Annotated in this window: 13 protein-coding genes; 6 read left to right on the plus strand and 7 right to left on the minus strand. The window is 44.9% G+C overall.

All coding sequences use genetic code 11. From position 1 onward, the window contains the following. Positions 1-49: 49 nt before the first annotated feature. The 3 genes from dxs to xseB all read right to left on the minus strand — a co-directional run bounded on the left by dxs (position 50) and on the right by xseB (position 3,228). The gene (gene dxs, locus AACT42_RS02505) at positions 50-1,933 is read right to left on the minus strand and encodes a 1-deoxy-D-xylulose-5-phosphate synthase (protein WP_017049457.1); all 1,884 of its coding nucleotides are present in this window, start codon (positions 1,931-1,933) and stop codon (positions 50-52) included. A 19-nt stretch (positions 1,934-1,952) separates the two neighbouring features. After that, a complete protein-coding gene (gene ispA / locus AACT42_RS02510) occupies positions 1,953-2,837 on the minus strand; it encodes a (2E,6E)-farnesyl diphosphate synthase (protein ID WP_094132056.1) in 885 nt (294 codons plus the stop codon). 148 nt (positions 2,838-2,985) lie between these two features. After that, a complete protein-coding gene (gene xseB, locus AACT42_RS02515; RefSeq protein ID WP_010319093.1) occupies positions 2,986-3,228 on the minus strand; it encodes an exodeoxyribonuclease VII small subunit in 243 nt (80 codons plus the stop codon). Positions 3,229-3,581: 353 nt separating this feature from the next. Here xseB and pomA point away from each other — a divergent pair, with 353 nt between their 5' ends. The 6 genes from pomA to rlmM all read left to right on the plus strand — a co-directional run bounded on the left by pomA (position 3,582) and on the right by rlmM (position 9,677). After that, positions 3,582-4,346 carry a flagellar motor protein PomA gene (gene pomA / locus AACT42_RS02520; RefSeq protein WP_013857399.1) on the plus strand — a complete coding sequence of 255 codons (765 nt, stop codon included), beginning with the start codon at positions 3,582-3,584 and terminating at the stop codon, positions 4,344-4,346. 11 nt (positions 4,347-4,357) lie between these two features. Then, a complete protein-coding gene (locus AACT42_RS02525) occupies positions 4,358-5,302 on the plus strand; it encodes a flagellar motor protein MotB (RefSeq protein WP_017044193.1) in 945 nt (314 codons plus the stop codon). 162 nt (positions 5,303-5,464) lie between these two features. Continuing rightward, the gene (gene thiI, locus AACT42_RS02530) at positions 5,465-6,913 is read left to right on the plus strand and encodes a tRNA uracil 4-sulfurtransferase ThiI (RefSeq protein ID WP_094132055.1); all 1,449 of its coding nucleotides are present in this window, start codon (positions 5,465-5,467) and stop codon (positions 6,911-6,913) included. Positions 6,914-7,289: 376 nt separating this feature from the next. Further along, positions 7,290-8,201, plus strand: coding sequence for a transcriptional regulator GcvA (locus AACT42_RS02535; protein ID WP_026027676.1), 912 nt, complete (start codon positions 7,290-7,292; stop codon positions 8,199-8,201). After that, positions 8,191-8,589, plus strand: coding sequence for a DUF423 domain-containing protein (locus AACT42_RS02540; RefSeq protein WP_013857395.1), 399 nt, complete (start codon positions 8,191-8,193; stop codon positions 8,587-8,589). Before AACT42_RS02535 ends, AACT42_RS02540 begins: the two co-directional genes overlap by 11 nt. Continuing rightward, positions 8,586-9,677, plus strand: coding sequence for a 23S rRNA (cytidine(2498)-2'-O)-methyltransferase RlmM (gene rlmM / locus AACT42_RS02545; RefSeq protein ID WP_017045575.1), 1,092 nt, complete (start codon positions 8,586-8,588; stop codon positions 9,675-9,677). The genes AACT42_RS02540 and rlmM overlap by 4 nt, the downstream gene beginning before the upstream one ends. A gap of 44 nt (positions 9,678-9,721) precedes the next feature. Here the strand turns inward: rlmM and xni are convergent, their stop codons facing one another. The 4 genes from xni to AACT42_RS02565 form a co-directional block, all read right to left on the minus strand. Next, a complete protein-coding gene (xni, locus tag AACT42_RS02550; RefSeq protein ID WP_026028115.1) occupies positions 9,722-10,507 on the minus strand; it encodes a flap endonuclease Xni in 786 nt (261 codons plus the stop codon). Between the two features lie 111 nt (positions 10,508-10,618). Further along, positions 10,619-11,986 carry a nucleotide 5'-monophosphate nucleosidase PpnN gene (ppnN, locus tag AACT42_RS02555; RefSeq protein ID WP_017044198.1) on the minus strand — a complete coding sequence of 456 codons (1,368 nt, stop codon included), beginning with the start codon at positions 11,984-11,986 and terminating at the stop codon, positions 10,619-10,621. A 301-nt stretch (positions 11,987-12,287) separates the two neighbouring features. Next, on the minus strand, positions 12,288-13,844 hold the full coding sequence (locus tag AACT42_RS02560) for a GGDEF domain-containing protein (protein ID WP_017044199.1): 1,557 nt from the start codon (positions 13,842-13,844) through the stop codon (positions 12,288-12,290). A 109-nt stretch (positions 13,845-13,953) separates the two neighbouring features. Further along, positions 13,954-16,221, minus strand: coding sequence for a tetratricopeptide repeat protein (locus AACT42_RS02565; protein ID WP_094132054.1), 2,268 nt, complete (start codon positions 16,219-16,221; stop codon positions 13,954-13,956). Positions 16,222-16,232: the final 11 nt, after the last annotated feature.

The following is a 16,232-nucleotide window of genomic DNA, read 5'->3' on the forward strand; positions in this document are numbered from 1 at the left end:
TCATCAAGACATTCAGTTTATAAAAGCCGACAGCGAACAAAAAAATGAGCTACTTCGCTAGATACTCTTGAATGGAGCGCTCGATGCCTTTGGCATCTAAACCTAATTCTGCATGCAGCTCTTCTTGTGTGCCTTGAGCGATGAATTGATCAGGCAAACCTAGATTGAGTACCGGTTTTAGGATTTTCTCTTTCATCATCAATTCAATGACACCAGCACCCGCACCACCTGCAATCGCATTCTCTTCCAAGGTCACTAGCACATCATGTTGCGCAGCCAGTTGGCGAATGAGTGTTTCATCAAGGGGCTTAACAAATCGCATGTCAGCCACTGTTGCATTTAGCTTATCGGCTGCTTCAAGCGCGTTTGGTAGGAAAGTGCCAAAGTTGAGGATCGCGATTTTTTCATTCGCGATAGCCGTGTCACATTGGCGCATAATGCGTCCTTTGCCAATCTCTAACGCACTAAATTGGGTTTGAATTTCGACTCCCATGCCATTGCCACGAGGATAACGCACTGCGCTTGGCCCTGTGTGTTTATGGCCAGTATAGAGCATTTGTCGGCACTCATTTTCATCGGCGGGTGCCATGATCACCATGTTGGGAATGCAGCGCATGAAGCTTAAATCAAACGCACCTTGGTGAGTTTGGCCATCAGCTCCGACTAACCCTGCGCGGTCAATGGCAAACATAACTGGTAAATTCATGATGGCAACATCATGGATCAGCTGATCATAACCCCGTTGTAAAAAGGTTGAGTAGATCGCCACTATCGGATGATCTCCCGCAATCGCCATACCTGTCGCAAGGGTGACGGCATGTTGCTCAGCAATCGCCACATCAAAATATTGTTGTGGGAACTCTTTTGAAAAGCGAACCATGCCAGAGCCTTCGCGCATCGCGGGTGTAATCGCCATTAATTTTGGATCTTGCGCGGCCATATCGCATAAAAAATCGCCAAAGATTTTAGAAAAAGTAGGTTTAGCATTGCTGCTTTTTGGCAGGCTAGTGTGGCTCGGGTCAAATTTAGGAACGCCATGGTAACCAATCGGATCTTTTTCGGCGGGCTCATAACCTTTGCCTTTTTTGGTCATGATGTGCAAAAACTGCGGGCCTTTGAGCTCGCGCATGTTGCGTAATGTCTTGATAAGTTCAATCACATCATGGCCATCGACTGGGCCGATATAGTTAAATCCAAGCTCTTCAAACAAGGTGCCGGGTACGACCATGCCTTTCAAGTGCTCTTCTGTGCGGCGTACCAGCTCTTTGATAGGCGGTATGCCAGAGAGCACTTTTTTGCCCCCTTCACGGATTGAGGTATAAAGGCTACCGGAAAGCAGTTGCGCTAAATGGTTATTCAGTGCGCCGACGTTTTCAGAGATCGACATTTCGTTGTCGTTGAGCACGACTAACATATCCGGATGAACGTCGCCAGCATGGTTCATTGCTTCAAAGGCCATACCTGCGGTGATAGCACCATCACCAATCACGCCCACCACTTTGCGATTTTTCCCTTCTTTACCTGCACTGATCGCCATCCCTAAGGCGGCACTGATTGAGGTGGACGAGTGACCAACAGAGAGCGTGTCATATTCACTTTCTTCACGCCAAGGAAAAGGGTGAAGACCGTCTTTTTGACGAATGGTCGACATTTTCTCGCGGCGACCAGTTAATATTTTGTGCGGGTAAGCTTGGTGGCCTACATCCCAAATCAGCTGATCAAAAGGGGTGTTATAGACGTAGTGTAGGGCAACCGTTAATTCAACCGTGCCTAAGCCTGACGCAAGGTGGCCACTCGACTGACTGACGGAATTAAGAAGGTAGTTTCTTAATTCATCACACAACGTTGGCAGAACCTCTTTCGGCAGACTGCGCAGTTCATCGGGTGTATTTGCTAAAGCCAGTGTTGGGTATTTTGAAATATCAAGAGTCATAATTTTGCGCGCTTATAGTTTAGTTCTTGCGCTCGACGACGTATCGGGCGAACTCTTCGAGTGATTCTGTATTGTAGGGTATTGCTTCCAAGGCTTGAAGAGCTTCCTGTAACAGACTTTGTGCTTTATCAATAGCACCTTGTAACCCTAGCAGCGCTGGGTAGGTACTTTTATTGAGTTGTTGATCCGAGCCTTGAGGTTTACCTAATGTCGCGGTATCGCTAACGATATCCAAAATATCATCTTGAACTTGGAATGCGAGACCAACGGCATCGGCATAGCGATCCAATTGTGGTAGTACCGCCAGCCCTTTTTCACCAGCCGCAAGCGCACCTAAACGGATTGCACAACGCATCAAGGCTCCCGTTTTATTGCGATGGATCTCTTCTAATTCCTGCACTGAGACCAGACGATTTTCGGCTTGCAGATCCAACGCTTGCCCTATACACATACCTTGAGCACCGGAAGCTTGAGCCAACATTTGGACCATCTTAATGCGGTTGACTTGCGCATGTTCGGCGAGTTGACCTTCTGCCAAAATAGTAAAGGCCAGTGTTTGCAGGGCATCGCCCGCTAAAATCGCGATGGCTTCGTCAAATTCGATGTGACAAGTGGCTTTACCGCGACGCAATTCATCGTCGTCCATCGCGGGAAGGTCATCGTGGATCAATGAATAAGCATGAATACATTCTATTGCGCAGGCTGGGGTATCGAGTTCATCTGGCGTACAACCAAGCATTTGCCCTGTGATATACACCAAATAAGGTCGAGCTCTTTTGCCGCCAAGTAACAAACCGTAGCGCATCGCGTCAATCAACGGTTGTTTTTGGTGCGGTAAACGGCCTAACCAAAGGTTTAATTGGTCAATATTTCTTTGCTGATAGGAGCTCAGAGCCTCAATCATAGGGCACTCTTTCTACTAAGTTGTGGTATCTACTAGGTTACGATCGACCGTTTCCCTGTGACTTAATTGACAGGTTCATGTCACATAGCGAGCGATGAGATCGATAAATATGAGTCAGTAATAAGTATGTATCAGTAATACGTGCCTATTACTCAGGTAGTTCAGTAAAGTCAGAGAGTGGCGCGTCATCGCTCGCACTGAGCAAAATACTGACTCGCTGTTCCGCTTCACTTAACTTACTTTGTCCAGCACGAGCAAGGGATATTCCGCGCTCGAATTTTTTTAGCGCATCATCTAAGGCTAAATCGCCATTTTCTAGCTGTTCCACTAAGCTATCAAGTTCTTCGATTGTCGCTTCGAAGGACATATTTTCAGGTTTCTTGCTCGCCATAATCTTTTTATCTTGGTAAATATGCACGAAAGTTACCTTAGGGCGTAGTGATGGTCAAATTTAACCAACGATTTTTGTCTGAAAAGTCCCTCTTTTGGAACTGTCACTATCACAAATAATAAAAATAATAATACGATACTTAGCAACCAGACCGATATTTACTGAAATAGTAACGGTGACTCAGAATCTTGGCCATATCATTGTGCTGGCAACAGTGCATCTTTGCTCAGTTTAGGTATAAACTGAATAGAGAGAATTTCGGTATGATCCAATAATTTACTTAAAGATTTGAATCTATTGCCGATAACGAGTTTAAACTCATTATCGCGGGTAAGCAGCATGAGGAGTGCTTTGTGGATTTAGCAACGCTGATAGGCCTGATCGGAGGCCTCGCTTTCGTTATTATGGCGATGATTTTAGGCGGAAGCCTAATGATGTTCTTCGACGTCACATCCATCTTGATCGTAGTGGGTGGGTCAATGTTTGTTGTATTGATGAAGTTCACGATGGGACAATTCTTCGGTGCAGCCAAGGTGGCAGGTAAGGCATTTATGTTCAAATCCGATGAACCTGAAGATTTGATCGCGAAAATTGTAGAAATGGCTGATGCGGCGCGGAAAGGTGGTTTTCTTGCATTAGAAGAGATGGAAATTACCAATAGCTTCATGCAAAAGGGGATCGATTTGCTGGTGGATGGCCATGATGCTGACGTGGTGCGTTCTGCGTTGCAAAAAGACATTGTATTGACTGATGAGCGTCATTCACAGGGAACTGGCGTATTTCGTGCTTTTGGTGACGTAGCGCCAGCGATGGGCATGATCGGTACTTTGGTGGGCTTGGTTGCCATGCTGTCTAACATGGATGACCCTAAATCAATTGGTCCTGCCATGGCCGTTGCCTTATTAACTACCTTGTACGGCGCTGTTCTCTCGAACATGATTTTTTTCCCGATTGCAGACAAACTCGCTTTGCGCCGAGATCAAGAAAAGCTTAACCGCCGTTTAATCATGGATGGCGTTCTGGCCATTCAGGATGGACAAAACCCACGGGTCATTGATAGTTATCTGAAAAACTACCTCAATGAAGGCAAGCGTGTTTTAGATGTTGATAGCGAATAACGGAGCCTGTAATGGATGATGAAGAAGGTTGTAAATGCCCACCTCCCGGCTTGCCGTTGTGGATGGGAACCTTTGCTGATTTAATGTCGCTGTTGATGTGTTTCTTCGTACTGCTGCTCTCTTTTTCCGAGATGGACGTACTGAAGTTTAAACAGATAGCAGGCTCGATGAAGTTTGCTTTTGGTGTGCAAAATCGTTTGGAAGTGAAAGACATTCCTAAAGGGACAAGCATCATTGCACAAGAGTTTCGCCCAGGCCGCCCCGAGCCGACACCGATTGATGTCATCATGCAACAAACCATTGATATCACGCAGCAGACACTTGAGTTTCAAGAAGGGGATTCAGATCGAGCGGGTGGTGTTCAGCGTGAAGAAGGTCAATTGACGGGGGGGCAATCCCCTGAAACTTCAACGCAGAATAACCAAAATACTCAATCGGAAATGCAACAACAGCAAGCAGAATCTATGTCGCAAGAGATGGAAATTGTTGAACAGGACATCAAAAAAGCGTTAGCAAGAGAAATCGAACAAGGCGCTATTGAAGTTGAAAACTTAGGTCAGCAATTGGTGATCCGTATTCGTGAAAAAGGTGCGTTTCCCGAAGGTTCTGCATTTCTACAACCTAAGTTTCGTCCATTGGTTCGTCAAATTGCCGATCTGGTTAAAGATGTGCCGGGCATTGTGCGTATTTCTGGCCATACCGACAATCAAAGTGTCGATTCTGAATTGTATCGCTCAAACTGGGATCTTTCGGCTCAACGAGCGGTTTCTGTGGCGCAAGAGATGGAAAAGGTTCGTGGGTTTTCTCATCAACGACTCAGGGTGCGTGGTATGGCCGATACCGACCCAGTCGGCTCTAACGATACGGAAAGTGAACGTTCACGCAACCGCCGAGTAGAAATCAGTATCATGCAAGGTGAACCGCTGTACAGTGATGAAGTTCCATCCGTTCAGTAAGTTACGTTGGATTATGTAAAAACACATAGACGAGCGCTAAGGCTCGTCTTTTTTATGGTTATCACCTCGTGTATAATCCTGCGCCCTTAGCGGTGTATCAGTAGCAAGCAGAATGCGACCCATTGATTCACCACGTTGCCCAATCAGATTGCGAATAGAACTATGAAATTTATTGTTAAGCCCCATCCGGAAATTTTTGTTAAAAGTGACTCAGTACGCAAGCGCTTCACAAAAATTTTAGAGTCCAATATTCGTAATATCATCAAACGAAGAACAGAGTCGGTCGCGGTATTTAACCGTCGCGATCACATTGAAGTGGCTGCGCAAAGTGACCAATACTATCAAGAAGTCCTTGAAATTCTGACTCATACTCCTGGCATCCAGCAAGTGCTCGAAGTGCAGCAATCTGAGTTTAAGGATATGCATGACATTTACGAGCAAGTGTTAGCGCTCAGCCGTAATAACATCGAAGGAAAAACTTTTGTCGTGCGTGCTAAGCGTCGAGGAAAGCATGATTTTACCTCAATCGATGTTGAGCGTTATGTTGGTGGTGGTTTAAACCAAGCAGTTGAGAGTGCAAAAGTTCAACTAAAAAACCCAGACGTTACCATCAACATTGAAATAGCCGATGAATTGCTCAATCAAGTGATTGCCCGTTATAAAGGTTTAGGTGGTTTCCCTCTTGGCACTCAAGAAGATTTATTGAGTTTGATTTCTGGTGGTTTTGACTCGGGTGTATCAAGCTATTTACACATCAAACGTGGCTCAAAAGTGCATTATTGCTTCTTCAATTTAGGCGGCCCAGCGCATGAAATTGGTGTAAAGCAAGTGGCCCATTATTTGTGGAATAAATACGGTTCTTCAGCCAAAGTGCGTTTTATCTCGGTCGATTTCGAGCCAGTGGTGGCTGAAATCTTAGAAAAAGTAGACGATGGCCAAATGGGTGTGGTGCTAAAACGTATGTTTATGCGCGCCGCAGGCATGATAGCTCATAAGTTAAATATTGAAGCTTTAGTGACCGGAGAAGCGTTGGGTCAAGTTTCGAGCCAAACTCTAACTAATCTTCGTCATATTGATGGTGTGACAGATACTTTAATTTTACGTCCTCTCATCAACTGGGACAAAGAAGAGATTATTAAAGTGGCGCGCGAGATTGGAACAGAAGATTTCGCCAAAACGATGCCAGAATACTGTGGGGTTATTTCAAAAAGCCCAACAGTTAAAGCGGTGAAAGCGAAATTAGAAGCCGAAGAGGCGAAGTTTGATTTCTCAATCCTAGAGCACGTTGTTTACAACGCTCGTCAAATGGATATTCGTGATATTGAGAAAGAGAGCCAAGAGCAAGCACCTGAAGTTGAACAAGTGACCGCTATCGAAAAATATGCGGTGGTACTTGATATTCGTAGCCCAGATGAAGAAGATGACAAGCCACTGCTGATTGAAGGTGTGGAAGTAAAACATTTGCCTTTCTACAAGTTATCGACTCAGTTTGGCGATTTGGATCAATCGAAAACATATCTCTTATATTGTGCGCGCGGTGTGATGAGCCGGCTTCAAGCTCTGTATTTGAAAGAGCAAGGCTTTAACAACATCAAGGTATATCGACCTTAATCGTTATCTCGATACAGAATCGACCGCTCACGTTTTCGTGAGCGGTTTTTTTATGGCTCCGACTTAATCACAGACATAAAAAAACACCGCCCAAGGGCGGTGCTAAAGAATTTGACAGACAGGTCAAACAATAAATACAGGAAGTATATGTTTTGGTGCAGGGGATAACTGCACAAAACAGGATGGTAGAATTCTACCTCACTCGAAATACGAGTTTGCAAACACAACATCGCAACAAAAGCCAATTGATTCATAACTGAATCAAGCCGTTCAGGCCTTGTTGCGGGGTGAAATATAGAATTTCTCTAGCCGCTCGGCAATGGACAATTTATAATGTTTCAGATTAAAAAAACTAATCTAATTTTTGAGTGTACCTATGTCCAGAAGATTGCCACCATTAAACTCGCTGAAAGTGTTTGAAGCGGCAGCTCGCCAGCTGAGTTTTACTCGCGCTGCGGAAGAGCTATTTGTGACACAAGCCGCAGTCAGTCATCAAATCAAAGCGTTAGAGGAATTTTTAGGGTTAAAGCTATTTCGCCGTCGTAATCGTTCTCTGCTATTGACAGAAGAAGGGCAAAGTTACTTTCTCGACATTAAAGATATCTTCACCGCACTCTCTGAAGCCACCGATAAGGTACTAGAGCGCAGTGAGAAAGGGGCATTAACCATTAGTTTACCGCCGAGTTTTGCGATTCAGTGGCTCGTGCCGCGTCTGGCCGATTTTAACCAGCAAGAGCCGGATATTGATGTGCGTATCAAAGCGGTTGATATGGATGAAGGTTCGTTAACCGATGATGTGGATGTGGCGATTTATTATGGGCGAGGTAACTGGCCTGGTTTACGCGCGGATAAGTTGTATCAAGAGTTTTTGATCCCGCTTTGTTCTCCTTCACTGCTGTTAGGCCCTAAGCCTTTAGAAACACTGGACGATCTAACACGCCATACTCTGCTACACGATACTTCACGTAAAGATTGGAAACAGTTTGCCAAAGAGAACGATCTTGAAGGGGTGAATGTCAACCACGGCCCCATCTTTAGCCATTCGACCATGGTGCTGCAAGCGGCGGCGCATGGGCAAGGTATCGCACTGGGGAATAACGTGTTAGCTCAGCCAGAGCTGGAAGCGGGTCGCTTGATTGCGCCTTTTGACGAAGTGCTGATGACTAAAAATGCTTTCTATGTGGTCTGTCACGAGAAGCAGGCCGATATGGGGCGCATCGCCACTTTCCGTGATTGGATGCTCAAAAAAGCCAGAAGGGAACAAGAGGTATTGCTAGATGAAGAGTAAGTTATTGCTCACTATCGCGGCTTTTATGGCGGGCGTTGGTGTCGCTCTAGGAGCTTTTGCGGCGCACGGCCTAAAAGCGTATTTAACCCCTTACTTGCTTTCGGTATTTGAAACGGGAGTGCAGTACCAATCGATTCACGCTTTAGCCATATTAGCGTGTGGTATTTTGCTGCGTTGTCGTTTGGGATCGAAAGCACAAAAATATTTTTTCATTGCGGCAATTTGCTTTATCATCGGCGTCCTTTGTTTTAGCGGCAGTCTTTACGCTTTAGCACTCACGGGCATCAAGTGGTTTGGCCCGATCACGCCATTTGGTGGCGTGTTCTTTATGCTAGGGTGGGGAGTGTTTGGCTATGCAGCACTTAATATTCAAGAGGTGGACCAGTGAAACACGTAATGCTCTATTGTCGTGCAGGCTTTGAAAAAGAGTGTGCCGGAGAGATCCAAGATAAAGCGACTAAGCTAGAGGTTTTTGGTTTTCCTCGTTTGAAAAACAATACGGGTTACGTTTTGTTTGAGTGCTATCAGGCCGGTGATGCTGATAAGCTGATTAAAGAGATCGATTTCCAATCGCTTATTTTTGCTCGTCAGATGTTTGCGGTAGCGGCGGAATTTAGCGATTTACCTAAAGATGATCGTATTTCGCCTATCTTATCTGAACTCGCCGAACTTGAGGGTTTTCCGCGTTGTGGTGACATTCGCATTGAAACGCCAGATACCAATGAAGCGAAAGAGTTGCTCAAATTTTGTCGTAAGTTTACCGTGCCATTGCGTCAAGCGTTACGTGGCAAGGGGATTCTGTCTAACAAAGAGTCGGCGAAGAGACCTGTGCTACATGTCTGCTTTATTCAACCCGGCCACTGCTTCGTCGGGTATTCGTACACCAACAATAACTCGCCTTTTTTCATGGGTATTCCTCGTTTGAAATTCCCAGCCGATGCGCCAAGTCGTTCCACACTGAAGTTGGAAGAGGCTTTCCATGTGTTTATTCCTCGTGAAGAGTGGGATGAACGTTTGGCTCCGGGAATGTGGGCGGTAGACTTGGGCGCATGCCCGGGGGGCTGGACTTACCAACTGGTGAAGCGTTCGATGTTTGTTCATGCTATCGACAACGGTCTAATGGCTGAAAGTTTGATGGACACAGGACAAGTGAAACACCATGCCGAGGATGGTTTTAAATTTGAGCCGCCACGCAAGAACGTGACTTGGATTGTGTGTGACATGATTGAAAAGCCAGCTCGTGTTGCGCATTTAATGGGGCAGTGGATCCTCAAGGGTTGGGCGAAAGAAGCCATCTTCAACTTAAAGCTGCCAATGAAAGGGCGCTATGATGAAGTTTTACAAGATATTGAAAACCTAAAAGTTTTTCTGATTAAAAATGATGTAAAGTTCCGCATGCAGGCAAAGCATTTGTATCATGATCGTGAAGAGATCACAGTGCATGTCCAATGCTTGTCGAACATCTCTCCGCACTAATGCTCCAATAGGTTAATTTAACGCTCCTTTCTAGGAGCGTTTTGCTATTCTGGATGGGATACTTGCGCTGAAAAGCGAATGTCTTGCAAGTTAAAACCGAGCTCTATATCGGTCTTTAGTGTGGCAATGTGTTTGCAGACTCGCGCCATATCGATCTGCTCATCAAATTTTTTACGGTATTTCTTGGCCAAATCAGCACTGGCGTAGGCCGCTTCTATGTCGGGAAATTGTGTTAATATCTCTTTTGCTGCTTTTGGACCAATGCCGGCAATGCCGGGAACTTGGCTTGAACTGATGCCCGTTAATCCCCAAAAATCGGTTAATTGGCTCGGCTTTACGCCAAATTCCTGTTCAATAAAGGGTTGATCTAACCAACGATGTTGAAAGTAGTCACGAATTTGTAAAGTGGGAGAGAGCAGTTGGCAGTAGCCTTTATCGGTTGAAATGATCGTTACTTTTTCACCGTGGCTTGCCACTTTCGTGGCTAAGGTGGCCACCAAATCATCGGCTTCATCACCTTCCGAGAGCAGTGAATCAATCCCTAATTCCCACCATGCTTGCTGAATGGCGTCTAAGCCAAGTTGCAGTGCTTCTGGCATCGGCTTCCGGTTCTGCTTATAAGTCGGTAGAAGTTGTGCTCTCCAGCCCCGGTCTTGTAAGTGATGATCAAACACGGCGATGATGTGGGTCGGTTGAGCTTCATTGATGATACGGTGCAAGGTGCGCGAGGTTGTCTCTATGGTTCTTGCCATATCGTTAGGATCGGGTTGTGCGGAGTGCACCCGACGGATCAAATTCAAAGCATCAATGATGACAAGGTGTAAAGACATAACGACCAAAAAATAAGGGCTTAATAAGCCCTTATTGTAATGATCTCACTTAATATTGCCACTCATCCCCGGCATAAGTTATTTTTGCCTTTAATGGTTAATGGTTAATGGTTAATGGTTATTGGTTGCAATTTTATAGCAAGGTTCATAAGCACTGCCGCCGGGCAGCTTCATTCGGTGTTGTGCAACGAAGTCTTTTAGTAATAGATCCATTTTTTTCATCAATTGGGCATCGCCATCAATGATGAATGGGCCGTGACGTTCAATTTCTCGAATGCCTTCCGCTTTCACATTACCAGCGACAATGCCAGAGAAGGCGCGACGCAAGTTAGCAGCGAGTACTTCTGGTTTTTGGTTTAGGTGTAAATCCAAGTTGGCCATACTGTCGTGAGTCGGTTCAAAAGGCAGTTGGAACTCAGGCTCGATTTTGAGGGACCAGTTGAAACTATAAGCATCACCACTATCTTTACGATGCTGACGAACCAGCGGCATCGCTTGGCTCATGATACGCGCCGCTTTTTCTGGATCATCAATGACGATTTGATAATGCTGGCGTGCTTTTTCACCTAATGTTTCGGCAATGAATGTGTCGATTGAACGGAAGTAGGCTTCGCTCTCTTTTGGACCAGTCAGTACAATTGGCATTGGTTGGCTTGCGTTATCTGGGTGCATCATGATACCCAAAATGTACAGCAGTTCTTCCGCTGTTCCTGCTCCACCGGGGAAAATAATGATGCCGTGCGCCATTCGCACAAAAGCTTCTAGGCGTTTTTCAATATCCGGCATAATCACCAATTCGTTCACAATCGGATTTGGTGGCTCGGCGGCAATGATCGATGGTTCGGTTAAGCCAAGATAGCGTTGTGCGGTATAGCGCTGTTTAGCGTGTCCAATGGCGGCCCCTTTCATTGGCCCCTCCATAGCGCCTGGTCCGCAGCCTGTACAAATGTTCAGTTCACGCAAGCCCAGTTCATGGCCCACTTCCCGCGTATATTGGTACTCAGTAGGGTTGATAGAGTGTCCACCCCAACAAACCACTAAGTTAGGTTCAAGACCGGGAACCAAGGCACTGGCATTACGCAAAATACCAAACACTAAGTTGGTGATGTGAATGGCATTGGTAAGATTTAGGCGCTGATTATCCGCCAGATGCATGTTGACATAAACGATATCGCGCAGGACCGAAAACAGATGTTCTTGAATTCCTTTAATGATCTGCCCATCAACAAAGGCATGTTCTGGTGGATTCGTCAGCTCTAGCTTGATACCGCGTTCACGGCGCATGACAGTGACATCAAAAGATTTATATTTTTCAAGAAGTTCTTTTGAGTTATCCGTATGGCTACCAGAGTTAAGTACCGCCAAAGTGCAGTTGCGATACAGTTGATATAGATCGCTCGACGCGGTCTTTTTTAGACGCTCAACTTCAAGTTGAGAAAGCAGATCCATGCTGCCTGTAGGGCTGATATGAGTAATCATACTGGCCTCCTTAGTTGAGAAGTAAGGAAAATGTCCACGCTACGACTAAAGTTGGTTTTTATATATACTCGCTTAGTATGGAGTATAGGTCATGGTTCGTTTAGTGACGGATGTGCGATAGGACGACATAACTGATTGAAATTACAGTATCAATCTAGTTCTTTTCTCGATTGTTAGGAAATGTTTATGCAAGCAGAGTGTGATGTTAAGCACGCTTTAGTTTGGTTTTGTTCAAATAGCGACCAGTTAAGGCCGCGATTTGAATGGGTTTCTTTTGTCTACATCCGATCTGGACTTGTGTTTATTTCCAAACCACTTGGTTAGGGCCGAAACTCTTGGCTTCTAGTAACGAGCGGCGTAAACGTTCAAGTACTTCCTCTGGCGTATCGGAGTCTTTAAAACAGGTACTCGCGGCTGAAAGTGTAATCGTAATACTCTTGTCTCTGAACTTGAAAGGGAGCCTCGATACATGACGTTGAATGTTTTTTACCACCTTGAAACAGTGATTATCTTCTTGATCGGGAAGTAAAATAATAAATTCTTCACCAGAGAAACGTGCCACGGTATCCGTATCGGATGCTTCTTTGGATATGGTGCGGGCAATAATTTTAAGGGCTTTATCACCTGCCGTATAGCCAAAGCTATCGTTGATAGTTTTGAACTTATCAATATCAAAGATTACGATTCGGAAAGTGTGTTGAGCTCTTATCCAGCGCCGATATTCCAGCTCAAGGTGGTCATTAAAGGCCGTGCGATTATAGACTTTTGTCAGTGGATCAAGCAGCAAGCGCTGAGACTGATCTTCCAATCGACGGCGATAATCTTGAGTGAGCTCAAACAGAGCTTCCATTTGATTTTTGCCATAATTTAAGCGTTCAATCAGTGCCTGCTCGCGTTGCTCTGCATGACTTAAGCGTTCAGAAAGTGACGCCATTTCGCATAATATAGGTGAAACGGAGAGCTTAAGATCGTCAATCGCCACAGAATCTTTGATTAGGGTTTGGCTTTGGGTAATCAAAGCGGCGAGTTCAGCATTCATCTCTTGGCGATGTTCAAAGTAACTCTGGCTTTGGTCTGCGTTGTGAGTGCTACTTTTAATGTGTTTTGTGAGTGATGAGTTGACCTGTTCTAAAAACTTCTCAGATGTTTTGCGCTCACTGTTGGTGCCATCAATCACCAGTTTTAGAATCTCTAACGTCAACTCTAAGAGCGTTGATGTCGATACGCCAATCAACAGCTTGGCACGAATATCTACCAGTAGTTCCCCTGATTCACCTTCAAAATCCAATTCAGTGATCAGGTGTTGCAGTTCATCGGATAGCTTGGTCAATAGCTCTCTATCCGCGACATGCAGCTCGCTGATGGCCGTGTTCGGGTTCGCTGTTATTATTTTGATTGCACGTTCATAAATCCCAAGCAGTTGAATCGCTTGTTCGGCTTTAGGCTGAGCTTCTGAAAAACTGAGCAGATCACGCAAATCACGCTTAAGTTTGGCGGGTAGGCCAGCAACGCGAAGTAATGTTTCTCCACAATGTTTGATTTGAGAGTCCAAATGAGAGTTTTCTTTTTCCATAACCAAAGTTTGTTGCTTCAACATGCGCTCCAATACGGCTAAGCGAGGTATGAGCGTGCTTACATCTTTTTGTTGCTCTAGAGCTTCACGAAGATCCGATAAATTAATATTTAGCTGATGATCATTACCCTGACATGCCAAGCTTAATGATGCGACGATCCGTTTTAGGACAGTATGTTCTCGTTTAAATTTGAACGAAGTGTCCCTGTGTGTCAAACGAACCTGTTCCAACTGAGTTTTCAGCTGCTGTAACTGTGTTTGAATATCCTGTTCGAGAGCGCCCATGTACAACTAAACTAAACTGCGAGGATCGTTAGGATCCTATTAATTGATTTATCGATAATAACAAATTAATTGCCCACGTCACTGCTTTAACACATTGAATGCCGAGTAATTACCCATCTTTTAGGAGTTTTTTGATGCTCTCCTCATTCTTATAAGAAGAATGCACTTTTATCAACCCTTGATTGATGGCGTGCTTGCATGATTTGCGAATATTGTTGGAGGCAAAACTAGCGGCTGGAGCGTTATCAATCGCTTTTAAGTAGACCCAATGGCTTGCTTCTTCTCTCATACTTAGCTCACGAGCCGTGTTGGTTGCCATCAGCAGAATATCGAGCAGCTCTTTATCATTAATCGCCATATAAGCTCTTGGCAAAAATGGGTAGTCGGCGATGCCCATCCGTATTGTACGGTTTAAGCGACGTTCAGGTTGAAATTCATCTATCCATTGCTGAATTTGATCGAATGCGATTTCAGGCGGTGTATTGCGATCGGCATTCGGTTCGATATAGAGCAGATTGGAATCTGAAAAGTGATAAATCCGATTCGGTTCTTTGATTTTCGATTTTAAAAACTGACCAAATTGATGCTCCAATTCTAAGCCAGCTGAATAGCCATGTTCTAAGTACATGTTGCGCAGAAAGGGAATATCAATCATCACAAAGCGGAGGCGATCACTCAGTGGCTCGTGGATGAGTTCACCAATATACCACGGCTCAAAATGACGGCTGCTTTTTTGCATCGCTGAAGGAAGCTTAGCATTGAGCATGCGCAGGTTACGTAAGCGAGAGCGAGAATGGGTAAAGAGCGTGCTGTTGAGTTCATCGATTTCTTCATTTTGCAACTGGATAAGGTAGCCTCTACGCAGTAGCAGTAAAAATAAAATAATGGAGATAATAAACAGAATAAAGGCGATCTTTTTGAACTTATTATACTCTTCTTGAGTTTTGAGCAGCGCTTTTTCTTGCCCGACCAGATGTAAGGTTTGTTCTACAAACTCTTTTTGTTGACGAAAAGCATCTTCACTGATCTGATTGAGTTTTTCTTGGCGTATTTGCGATAGTGCATTGCTGCGTTTTATGTTCTCTAAGGCCTGTGCGTACTGACCGTTTTGCTCATAACCCAAGGCCAGTAACCGATAGGCATGCTCTTCAATCTCTTCATCTTGCATCGTTTTAGCAACGCTTAAGGCGTGTTGAGCGTTGCTGATGACCACATCGGCTTGCTTTTGGTGAAAGGCTAATCCTGAATGCAGTAAGTAAGCCTGTGCCTTTAAACGAGGATAATCTTTCAGCTCAAGCAAGTCTTCAGCGCGAGTGAGATATTGGTCAGTTAATGGGTAGTTATAGAGACTAAGGTAGGTCGCCGCCAAACTAATACGCACTTCAATGACTTTTTCCAGATCATTGCGGCTCGTTTCGTGATCGATCACGTTGAAGTAGTGAACGAGCGCTAGATTGTATTTACCTTGCTGGTAATAGACATCGCCCATACGTTGCAATACATCAGCCAAGGCTGGCGACTTGTTATAGCCGTCATAAAAATCGGCGGCTTGAGACAAATGCTCTAAAGCCTTATCGAGCACTTTTCTTTCAAAAAAAAGCTGAGCCAGTAAGGTATTGGTTTTAGCGAGTAGGGCGCTTGAGTTGTTTTCAATCGCGCCCCAATAGGCAACTAGCAACTCAGATAAAGCACGATTGTAAAAGCCATGAATGAGAAAATGTTGACCAATAACAATCTGATATTCAATCACGGTTTTCGGTGAGGAGATCGAATCAATGTAAGGCTTTAGGTCAGCAAAAAGCTTATTGGCCAGTTCGATATCATTGGCTTTTGAGGCAATTTCTGCTTTGAGCAGGGTAATTTTATAATCGAGACCTTTTGCCACTTGATCCGCATTTTTGATGGCATCATATTGAATGCTGATCGCGCGTAGCGCCTGCCGAGCGGCGCTTGCATCATTATTATTGAGCCAAATTAGGCGAGTTTTGAGTATTTGTACATCCGTGGCTAAATAAGGTAATTGATAGTGTTGCGTGAGCTCTTCAGCAAGTTTTAACGCGGCCAGTGCGGCATCCATATTGTGCAACTGGAACTCTGCTTTGGCTAAAATCTTTAACGCATCAACGCTGCTGCCCGGTGTTCGAATCCGACTGTCGCTTTCATCGCGCGCCATCACTGATGATGATTTTTCTGATTTTTCGGCCAACTTGCGCTGAGTCAGATACTCAGTGGCTAGGGTTTTGGCTTGATTCGGTGAGATATCAATCAACCCATTGGCTTCATTTAACATTGGCGACGAGTAGATAGTGGCTTGTGAAGCCAATGAAAACAGAGCCAGAGTTAAACTGAGCAAAAGTGTCCAGCGCACGTTGATCATCCTAATGCTAA

Source organism: Vibrio sp. V15_P4S5T153 (assembly GCF_963874485.1).
Classification (GTDB): Bacteria; Pseudomonadota; Gammaproteobacteria; order Enterobacterales; family Vibrionaceae; genus Vibrio; species Vibrio anguillarum.

Excerpts from the sequence above, each read along its gene's own strand:
- AACT42_RS02540 (WP_013857395.1), top strand. The coding sequence starts at position 8,191 with ATGAAGAGTAAGTTATTGCTCACTATCGCGGCTTTTATGGCGGGCGTT.
- xni (WP_026028115.1), bottom strand. The coding sequence starts at position 10,507 with ATGTCTTTACACCTTGTCATCATTGATGCTTTGAATTTGATCCGTCGG.
- xseB (WP_010319093.1), bottom strand. The coding sequence starts at position 3,228 with ATGGCGAGCAAGAAACCTGAAAATATGTCCTTCGAAGCGACAATCGAA.
- AACT42_RS02565 (WP_094132054.1), bottom strand. The coding sequence starts at position 16,221 with ATGATCAACGTGCGCTGGACACTTTTGCTCAGTTTAACTCTGGCTCTG.
- ppnN (WP_017044198.1), bottom strand. The coding sequence starts at position 11,986 with ATGATTACTCATATCAGCCCTACAGGCAGCATGGATCTGCTTTCTCAA.
- AACT42_RS02560 (WP_017044199.1), bottom strand. The coding sequence starts at position 13,844 with ATGGGCGCTCTCGAACAGGATATTCAAACACAGTTACAGCAGCTGAAA.
- thiI (WP_094132055.1), top strand. The coding sequence starts at position 5,465 with ATGAAATTTATTGTTAAGCCCCATCCGGAAATTTTTGTTAAAAGTGAC.
- AACT42_RS02535 (WP_026027676.1), top strand. The coding sequence starts at position 7,290 with ATGTCCAGAAGATTGCCACCATTAAACTCGCTGAAAGTGTTTGAAGCG.
- dxs (WP_017049457.1), bottom strand. The coding sequence starts at position 1,933 with ATGACTCTTGATATTTCAAAATACCCAACACTGGCTTTAGCAAATACA.
- AACT42_RS02525 (WP_017044193.1), top strand. The coding sequence starts at position 4,358 with ATGGATGATGAAGAAGGTTGTAAATGCCCACCTCCCGGCTTGCCGTTG.
- ispA (WP_094132056.1), bottom strand. The coding sequence starts at position 2,837 with ATGATTGAGGCTCTGAGCTCCTATCAGCAAAGAAATATTGACCAATTA.